The sequence below is a fragment of the Pseudomonas sp. GW821-FHT09H03 genome (genome assembly GCF_059415945.1).
In genome coordinates, this window is record NZ_JBWKOF010000005.1 from 237,078 (window position 1) to 246,199 (window position 9,122).

General features: G+C 62.2%; 7 protein-coding genes and 2 riboswitches. Of the genes, 3 read left to right on the forward strand and 4 right to left on the reverse strand.

From position 1 onward, the window contains the following. Positions 1–180: 180 nt before the first annotated feature. Positions 181–765, forward strand: a complete 585-nt coding sequence (nfuA, locus tag AC07OG_RS09310; RefSeq protein WP_060540613.1) for a Fe-S biogenesis protein NfuA — start codon at positions 181–183, stop codon at positions 763–765. A gap of 282 nt (positions 766–1,047) precedes the next feature. On the opposite strand, the gene cobM is transcribed toward nfuA, so the two are convergent. The 4 genes from cobM to AC07OG_RS09330 all read right to left on the reverse strand — a co-directional run bounded on the left by cobM (position 1,048) and on the right by AC07OG_RS09330 (position 3,198). Then, positions 1,048–1,794 (reverse strand): precorrin-4 C(11)-methyltransferase, encoded by a 747-nt coding sequence (gene cobM / locus AC07OG_RS09315; RefSeq protein ID WP_060540614.1) that lies wholly within the window; start codon positions 1,792–1,794, stop codon positions 1,048–1,050. 83 nt (positions 1,795–1,877) lie between these two features. Next, positions 1,878–2,291: a cobalamin biosynthesis protein gene (locus AC07OG_RS09320; protein ID WP_060540615.1), complete on the reverse strand. Its 414-nt coding sequence runs from the start codon at positions 2,289–2,291 to the stop codon at positions 1,878–1,880. Beyond that, on the reverse strand, positions 2,288–2,995 hold the full coding sequence (locus AC07OG_RS09325; protein WP_495066839.1) for a CbtA family protein: 708 nt from the start codon (positions 2,993–2,995) through the stop codon (positions 2,288–2,290). Before AC07OG_RS09325 ends, AC07OG_RS09320 begins: the two co-directional genes overlap by 4 nt. 11 nt (positions 2,996–3,006) lie before the next feature. Further along, positions 3,007–3,198 carry a CbtB domain-containing protein gene (locus AC07OG_RS09330; protein ID WP_060540617.1) on the reverse strand — a complete coding sequence of 64 codons (192 nt, stop codon included), beginning with the start codon at positions 3,196–3,198 and terminating at the stop codon, positions 3,007–3,009. A 118-nt stretch (positions 3,199–3,316) separates the two neighbouring features. After that, positions 3,317–3,541, reverse strand: a riboswitch (cobalamin riboswitch). 193 nt (positions 3,542–3,734) lie between these two features. Then, positions 3,735–3,947: riboswitch (cobalamin riboswitch) on the forward strand. Between the two features lie 103 nt (positions 3,948–4,050). Here AC07OG_RS09330 and cobW point away from each other — a divergent pair. Together cobW and cobN are read left to right on the forward strand one after the other, a co-directional pair. Further along, the gene (gene cobW / locus AC07OG_RS09335; protein WP_495066840.1) at positions 4,051–5,118 is read left to right on the forward strand and encodes a cobalamin biosynthesis protein CobW; all 1,068 of its coding nucleotides are present in this window, start codon (positions 4,051–4,053) and stop codon (positions 5,116–5,118) included. A gap of 3 nt (positions 5,119–5,121) precedes the next feature. After that, positions 5,122–8,964 (forward strand): cobaltochelatase subunit CobN, encoded by a 3,843-nt coding sequence (gene cobN / locus AC07OG_RS09340; protein ID WP_495066841.1) that lies wholly within the window; start codon positions 5,122–5,124, stop codon positions 8,962–8,964. Positions 8,965–9,122 lie beyond the last annotated feature (158 nt).

The following is a 9,122-nucleotide window of genomic DNA, read 5'->3' on the forward strand; positions in this document are numbered from 1 at the left end:
AGCGAGGACGTTATCGAAGCCGAAGGTGGTGACTGCGGTATATATGTACCGCCAAAAAACCGCAGTACGAGGGCGCGCGGGAGTCGGGCGCCATCGCTGGCACTTTCCTGACAAAAATACTGGGACTTTGTCCGGCGCGCTGATTGGCGTAAACTGCGCCCAAGCCTGCGAGGAGTTTCCATGACCGCTATTACCATTACCGACGCCGCCCACGATTATCTGGCTGATCTGCTCTCCAAGCAGAACACCCCTGGTATCGGCATCCGCGTCTTTATCACTCAGCCCGGCACCCAGTACGCCGAAACCTGTATTGCCTACTGCAAGCCGGGGGAAGAGAAGCCGGAAGACACGGCGCTTGGGCTGAAAAGCTTCACCGCCTACATCGATTCGTTCAGCGAAGCCTTCCTGGACGACGCGGTAGTCGACTACGCCACCGACCGCATGGGCGGCCAGTTAACCATCAAGGCGCCAAACGCCAAGGTGCCGACGGTCACTGCCGACAGCCCTGTCAACGAGCGGATCAACTATTACCTGCAGACCGAGATCAACCCGGGGCTGGCCAGCCACGGCGGCCAGGTCAGCCTGATCGATGTGGTTGAAGACGGCATTGCCGTCCTGCAGTTCGGCGGCGGTTGCCAGGGCTGCGGCCAGGCTGACGTGACCCTCAAGGAAGGCATCGAGCGTACTTTGCTCGAACGTATTCCTGAGTTGAAGGGTGTACGTGACGTGACCGACCACACGCAGAAAGAAAACGCCTACTACTAAGGGGTTCGCTGCGGCATGAAAAACGGCGCCCCGTGAGCGCCGTTTTTTTATGGGTGATGGATATCCTGTGCTGAGGGGCTTGCCTGTGGCGAGGGGGCTTGTCGGACCGCCGCACCGCCCCGCTCGGCGGCGAAGCCGTCGCAGTACCTCAATGCAAGGTTTATCTGGATGAATGCCGGGGGCCGCTTCGCGCCCCAGCGGGGGCAAGCCCCCTCGCCACAGGTAAGCCCCCTCAAGTCTCCTTACTACAGGCAAACCCCCTCACCACTGGGGCAGGCGTGCTCAAGGTCTGTAAAGATGCGCATGCCCGGCGCGATACAGCGACGACTCGCTGAAATGATCACTGCCCAGCACCCGACCCACCAGGATCAACGCGGTGCGCCGAAACCCCTTGGCCTCAACCTTTGCGGCAATGTCCGCCAGCGTCCCCACCACCCAATCCTGATCCGGCCAGGTCGCCCGGTGAATCACCGCAATCGGGCAATCGGCACCGTAATGCGGCAGCAATTGGACCAGGATTTTCTCCAGATGATTGACCCCCAGGTGAATCGCCATGGTCGCCCCGTGCTGCGCCAGGCTACCCAGTTCCTCGCCGGCAGGCATCGCGGTTTTGTCGGCGAAGCGGGTAAGAATCACGCTCTGGGATACGTCCGGCAGCGTCAGCTCTGCACCCAGCAGCGCCGCGCAGGCCGCCGTGGCGGTGACGCCGGGGACAATTTCGAAGGGAATATGCAGTTCGCGCAGGTAGCGGATCTGCTCGCCGATCGCGCCATACAGGCTCGGGTCGCCGGAATGCACCCGCGCGACGTCCTGGCCATTGGCATGGGCGGTCCTGATCAGCTCGATGATCTGTTCCAGGTGCAGTTCAGCGCTGTTGACCACCTGCTCGGCACTATGACCCTCCAATACCGCAGCAGGCACCAGCGAGCCGGCATAGATGATCACCGGGCAGCTGCGAATCAGCCGTTGGCCCTTGACCGTAATCAGTTCGGGGTCGCCGGGGCCTGCGCCAATGAAGTAGACGGTCATGCTCGGTTCCTGTGGCAAAAAACGGCTGGGCAAGGCTTCAGATGAAGAATGCTCATGATCGAAGGTGGGGATTATCGGGGATTTTATGCCGCGCCAGCCAATGCCAGGGTTGCCTGGGCATATTTTTGTCGCGCAATCAGCAGCTTTGCCGGCGCCTGGGCCAGTTGTTCGGCCAATGCCAGGGCGGCGCTTTCCGCTACGCCGTAGCAGCCGGTGCGTTCGAAGGCGATTTGCGATTGATGAGTGAGATGTTGCTCATAGGCGGCAAGTTGTTCGCTGCTGAAGTAGGTCACCGGTAGCCCAAGCTGCGCGGCCAACTCGTTCAGGGCCGGCTCTTCGCGCTTGAGATCGATACTGGCCAGGGCCTTTATTTCATGCAATTGGATCTGGTGTGCTTGCAACGCCTGCTCCAGCAGCGCCAGCAGCGTACTGACCGGGCAGCCGCGCTGGCAGCCCAGGCCGACCACGAGGGTCGGCGCTGCGCTGATGTCACTCATGCGTGGTATTGGCCATCGCTTTTGCGGCGGAACAACCAGGCGCTGATCAGGCCCAGGGCCAGCCAGAACGCCACGTTGGTCAACTGCGAAGCGATTTTGAATTGTGTCTCCAGCGCCTCTGGAGCGAGCATCGAATGCACTTCAGGTTGCGGCGCACCAATCAAATGGGGAACGGCGAGAGTGGCGACACCCAGGGCTTTCATCAGCCAGTGACGGCCGAAAACGATAAGGGCGATACCGACAGCCGTGCAAGCCGCGGTGCCGATCCACCAGAGCTGACGTTGCGCCAGGTCGGCCGCCGCGGTGCCCGGCAGTTCCGGTGGCAGGCCGAGGGTTGGCGCGAGCACGAAAGTCGCATAGCCGGCCAGGCCCCAGAGCAGACCCTGGGAAGTCCTGGTCGGAGCGCGCAAGGTATACAGGCCGGCCAGCATCAGGGCGAAGCCGACGGCCACCACCAGATTTCCCCCAGTGGTCGACAGCACGCGCTGCCAGCCGTCTTGCGGCTCCCAGGCTTCGGCGTCGTGGGTGTGGGCGGCGTTGGCGCCCCCTGCGTGTTCATGGACTTCAACGGCGGCCGGCTCGGTTATTTCGTAGGTCTCGGCCTGCAATATCAACGGGGCCACCCAGAAGCTTTGCAAGAGGGTCAGCAGCAGGGCGGCCAGAAGCCCGGTGAAACCTGCGGTTTGCGCGATACGCTTGATCATGTCGGCAGCTCTCAATGGCACGGAAAGGCAGAGCTGTGGCGGGTATCGTGAGCGGCGTTGTGCACCGCTTCGATGTGCGAGAAGCCGGCGAAGTAAACAAGGGACGCACCCAGGATCGACGCGCAGACGGCGGCGGTCAGACGCTGGGTCAGGGTCGTGGTGGTGCTGGCGGTGCTGTGGCCGGTGCTGCTGATGATCGACATGGCGTTTCCCTTTGTTCTGTCAGCGGGAACAAGAACGCATGCAGAGCCCTGCACGAGCGAGCGCGCAGAAGTTCAAACAGCGCCCGCCCACCGCGGGTTGTTGTTCAGAGACCGTACTGGTCACTTTGTGTTGCGGGCCGGTCTCCGGGCTCACGAGGGGCGCAGGCATCGCCTGAACCTGCAAGCATCACCTTCCCACGCCATATCGGCACAGTGGATCTGACGCTTCACTCGCTTACCGTTGCGGGGGCAGCACCGGACTGACATGGCTTTGGAGTAAAGCACATGATTCACCGGTTTCCCGTTTCACCCTGTGAAGGGCACCCGTAACAAGCGTCTAGGAGAGCATGGGCGGGGGTTGGGCGTCAATTGGCAAACGTTCTCATCGCAAACCGTGTCGCACCCTTCGCGAGCAAGCCCGCTCCCACATTTGACTGTATTTCCCTGACAGAACTCGGCCGAATGTGGGAGCGGGCTTGCTCGCGAAGGCGACGCCGCAATATCAATGTGAACATTGACCCGCCCCCGCACGATGCGTAGCCTTGCGCTTTCGAGGTTCTTCGGCGTTTGCCGAAGCTAAGAAGGGAACGCGGTCAATGCCGCGGCTGCCCCCGCAACTGTGAACGGTGATGTTCGTTGCCACGCCACTGCAGGCTCTCCATGAGGCCGGCGGGAAGGCGCAGCGAATGCCAGGTCGCCAAGACCGGCACACCGTCAGCCAGGAGACCTGCCTCGATACAGATTCTGACTTTCAACCGGGCGGGGTGATCCGGTGGCGAATTCTTCCAGGCACGCGCGTGCGCGTTGCCGGTCGTCGTCCCGTATGCCCGCCACCTTGCCAAAGGGCATCCGATGAAAACACTGGCCAAACTCCCCGTCACCATCGTCACCGGCTTCCTCGGCTCGGGTAAAACCACACTGCTGCGGCACATGCTCGACAATGCCCAGGGCCGCCGTATCGCGGTGATCGTCAACGAGTTCGGCGAACTGGGTATCGATGGTGAAATCCTCAAGCAGTGCTCAATCGGTTGCACCGAAGAAGAAGCCAACGGTCGTGTCTATGAGCTGGCCAACGGCTGCCTGTGCTGCACGGTCCAGGAAGAATTCTTCCCGGTGATGCGTGAACTGGTCGCCCGCCGTGGTGACCTCGACCATATCCTCATCGAGACCTCGGGCCTGGCTTTGCCCAAACCCCTGGTGCAAGCCTTCCAGTGGCCGGAAATTCGTAGTGCCTGCACGGTAGACGCGGTCATCACCGTGGTCGACAGCCCGGCCGTCGCCGCCGGCACCTTCGCCGCATTCCCCGATCAGGTCGACGCCCAGCGAAAACTCGATCCGAACCTGGACCATGAGTCGCCGCTGCACGAGCTATTTGCCGATCAACTGGCCAGCGCCGACCTGGTGATCCTCAACAAGGCCGATCTCATCCGCCCTGAAGATCTGGCCCGCGTGCGCCTGGAAGTCGCCGAAGAACTGCCGCCAGCGGTAAAAATCATTGAAGCCAGCAGCGGTCGCCTGCCGCTGGACGTGCTGATCGGCCTTGGCGTCGGCTCCGAAGAGCACATCGACAGCCGTCACAGTCACCATGACCATCATCACGATGGCGATGATCATGATGACCACGATCACGACGCTTTCGACTCCATTTCCATTGAACTGCCGCAAGCCGACGAAAGCCTGTTGCTGGATGCGCTGACCCAACTGGTGGTCCAGCACGGCATCCTGCGAGTCAAGGGCTTCGCCGCGATCCCGAACAAACCGATGCGCCTGCTGATCCAGGGCGTGGGCACTCGCTTCGACAAGCACTTCGACCGCCAATGGGGCGCCGAAGAAGCGCGGGTCACCCGTCTGGTGCTGATCGGCCAGGAACTCGACGCCGCTCAACTCGAAGCGCAACTGCGCGCCGCACTCAGCGTGTAAGCCATGCACCTGCTCAGGACCCAGCCCGGCGGCTTCGTGTCGGAGGACAACATTGCCGACCTTGGACAAACCCCCGCCGAACTGGTGATCCTGTGCAGCGGCGATTCCAGCCTGGCGTTGCTCGCCGAAGCGGCGCAGCAGTTGCCCGACGACTACCCGAGCGTGCGCCTGGCCAATCCGATGCAGGTACAGAACCATGCCTCGGTCGACTTGTATGTCGACCAAGTGCTGCGCCACGCCAAGGTGATTCTGATTTCACTGCATGGCGGCATCGCCTATTGGCGCTACGGTGTCGAGCGTCTGGTCGAACTGTCACAGCGCGGCGTGCAGTTGATCCTGGTGCCGGGCGATGACCGTCCGGACCCGGAGTTGAGCGACCTGAGCACGGTGCTTCCTGAAGATCGCGAGCGGCTCTGGCATTTCCTGCGCCAGGGTGGCATGGCCAATGCGCTGGACCTGTTTCGCTGCCTGGCCAATCGATGGCTTGCGCGTGATTATTCATGGTCGCAGCCTCAGGTACTGCCGCGCACGGCGATCTACCACCCGCATACAAGTCCCGCACGACTGAGTGATTGGCAAGCCGACTGGCAGGCCGGCCAGCCAGTGGCGGCGGTGCTGTTTTACCGTTCGCATTTGCAGGCGGCCAACACCGCTTTTATCGACGTGTTCTGCGAGCGCTTGCGGGCAGCGGGGTTGAACCCGTTGCCGATTGCACTGGCCAGCCTGAAAGAGCCCGCCTGCCTGACGGTGGTCGAGGACTTGTTGGATGAAGCTGAAGCAGGGGTGATTCTCAATACCACAGGTTTTGCCCAATCCAGTCCCGAAGCGCCGCATCTGCGACCGTTTCGCCGCAATATCCCGGTGATCCAGGCCATCTGCGCCCAAGACAACGAACCTGGCTGGCGCGCCAGCGAGCAGGGGCTTGGCCCCCGGGATCTGGCGATGCACATCGCCTTGCCGGAGCTGGACGGACGCATCATCAGTCGGCCGATCAGCTTCAAGGACCTGGCGTGGCGCAGCGAGCGCAGTCAGTGCGATGTGGTGTGCTACCGGCCACAACCGCAGCGCATGGATTTTGTCGCAGAACTGGCCCGGCGCTGGGTAGATTTGGCGCGCCTGTCCAACGGGCAAAAACGCATCGCCTTGATCCTCGCCAACTATCCCACGCGCGACGGTCGCATCGGCAATGGCGTCGGTCTCGACACCCCGGCGGCGGCGCTGAACATCTTGCGCGCGCTGCACACCGAAGGTTATCCGCTGCCGGCCGAACTGCCGGACAGCGGCACGGCATTGATCCAGCAGTTGCTTGGCGGCGTCAGCAATGACCTCGACACCCTCGACCAGCGTCCCTGTCAGCAGAGCCTGGCCATGGACGAATACTGGCGGATGTTCAACGCTCTGCCCGAGGCCAATCGTGATGCGGTACTGCAACGTTGGGGCACGCCGGACAATGATCCGATGTGTCGCGACGGGCGCATGATGATTGCCGGCCTGCGGTTTGGTCTGACCTTCGTCGGCATTCAGCCGGCACGGGGCTATCAGGTCGATCCGAGTGCGGTGTACCACGACCCGGACCTGGTACCACCTCATGGCTACCTGGCGTTCTACTTCTGGCTGCGCAACACCTACGGCGCCCATGCCGTGATCCACGTTGGCAAGCACGGCAACCTCGAATGGCTGCCGGGCAAGGGCGTGGGGCTCTCGGAAAACTGCTGGCCTGAGGCGTTGCTCGGTCCGCTGCCGAACATCTATCCGTTCATCGTCAACGACCCGGGCGAGGGCGCCCAGGCCAAGCGCCGTACCCAGGCGGTGATCATCGACCACCTGATGCCGCCGCTGACCCGCGCCGAAACCTACGGGCCTCTGCGCGACCTGGAACTGTTGGCCGACGAATATTACGAAGCGCAATTGCTCGATCCGCGCCGTGCCCGGGAGTTGCAGCGCGACATCCTGCAACTGGTACGTGACAGCCATATAGACCGTGAACTGCAACTGGACGAGGAACTCGACAGCGATGCCGATGCGGCGATCTGGTTGCCGCGCCTGGACACCTATTTGTGCGACTTGAAAGAGTCGCAGATTCGCGACGGTTTGCATGTGTTTGGTGAATCGCCGAGCGGTCGTTTGCGTATCGACACTTTGCTCGCGTTGCTGCGCATTCCAAGGGGCGATGGGCGGGGTGCGCAGTCGAGTTTGCTGCGGGCTGTGGCCAACGCCTTCGCGTTGGGCTTCGATCCATTGGATTGCGCGCTGGCCGATCCCTGGAGCGGTCCGCGTCCGCAGGCCTTGTTGTCAATCACCGATGACCCCTGGCGCATTACCGGCGACACCCGCGAGCGCCTCGAATTGTTTGCCACGCAACTGATCTCGCAAACGATGAATTTCCCCTGTAGGAGCGAGCATGCTCGCGATGGCGTGTCAGTCGACATCAATGTAGCTGACACACCATCGCGAGCATGCTCGCTCCTACAGGAAGCCGTTTGGGCGGACGTAAGTGCCATCCTCGACAACCTGCGCGATGTGGTTGCGCCACGCCTGGACGCCTGCGGCCCGGCAGAAATGTGCGGCCTGCTCGACGCCTTGAGCGGTCGCTTCGTCCCGGCCGGCCCCAGCGGTGCGCCGAGTCGTGGTCGTCTGGACGTGTTGCCCACCGGACGCAACTTTTACTCGGTGGACGTGCGCAACCTGCCGACCACCACCGCCTGGCGCATCGGGTTCCAGTCGGCCAACCTGATTCTCGAACGGCACCTGCAAGACCACGGCGATCATCTGCGTCAGCTCGGGCTGTCGGTCTGGGGCACCGCGACCATGCGCACCGGCGGCGACGACATTGCCCAGGCCATGGCCCTGATGGGGGTGCGTCCGGTGTGGGCCACCGGCAGCCAGCGGGTCGATGACTTTGAAATCCTGCCATTGAGTCTGCTCGATCGCCCTCGGGTGGATGTGACCTTGCGGGTCTCGGGTTTTTTTCGCGATGCCTTCGCCAATCTGATTCGCTTGTTCGATGCGGCAGTGCAAGCCGTCGCCGAGCTCGATGAACCGGACGACCTCAACCCGCTGGCGGCCAAGGTCCGCAGCGAACGTGAAGCACTGCTGCAAACAGGACTGGACCAGGATGCGGCACGGCGCCAGGCCGGCTGGCGCATTTTCGGCGCAATGCCCGGTGCCTATGGCGCGGGTGTGCAGGGCGCCATCGACGGACGCCTGTGGCAGAGCCGCGAGGACCTGGCCGAGGTCTACCTGAATTGGGGTGGCTACGCTTATGGCGGCGCCGACGAAGGCACCGCCGCTCGCGATCAGTTCGCCCAGCGGCTGAGTCAGGTGCAGGCGGTGCTGCAAAACCAGGACAATCACGAGCACGACTTGCTTGATTCCAACGACTACTACCAGTTCCAGGGCGGCATGCTCGCGGCGGTCGAAAGCCTGCGGGGTGAAGCGGCTGCCAGCTATCATGGCGATCACAGCCAGCCGGACTTGCCGAAGATTCGCACCTTGAAGGAAGAGCTCAACCGGGTGATTCGTTCCCGGGCGGCCAATCCGAAGTGGCTCGACGGGGTCAAGCGCCATGGCTACAAAGGTGCGTTTGAAATGGCGGCAACGGTCGACAATCTGTTTGCGTTCGATGCGACCACGCAGCTGATTGATGATCATCAGTATGCGTTGTTGGCGGACGCGTATTTGCTGGACCCGGCGACCCGGGAGTTTGTCCGTGAGCACAATCCTCATGCATTGCGTGATATGACTGAGCGGATGCTGGAGGCGCAGCAGCGGGGGATGTGGAAAGAACCGGGGGCTTATCGGGAGGCGCTGGAGAATTTGTTGCTGGATATAGAGGAAGAGGGGTAGTGCATTCAAAAGCCACCCCTCACCCCAGCCCTCTCCCCAAGGGGGAGAGGGGGAAAGGGAGCCGATCTCCAGTGTTTTCAAATACCGGGTTCAACTCGATCTCCCAGGTCGATGTAACTCGACTAAACACCTCGTTAAGTCCCCTCCATCCATGGGAG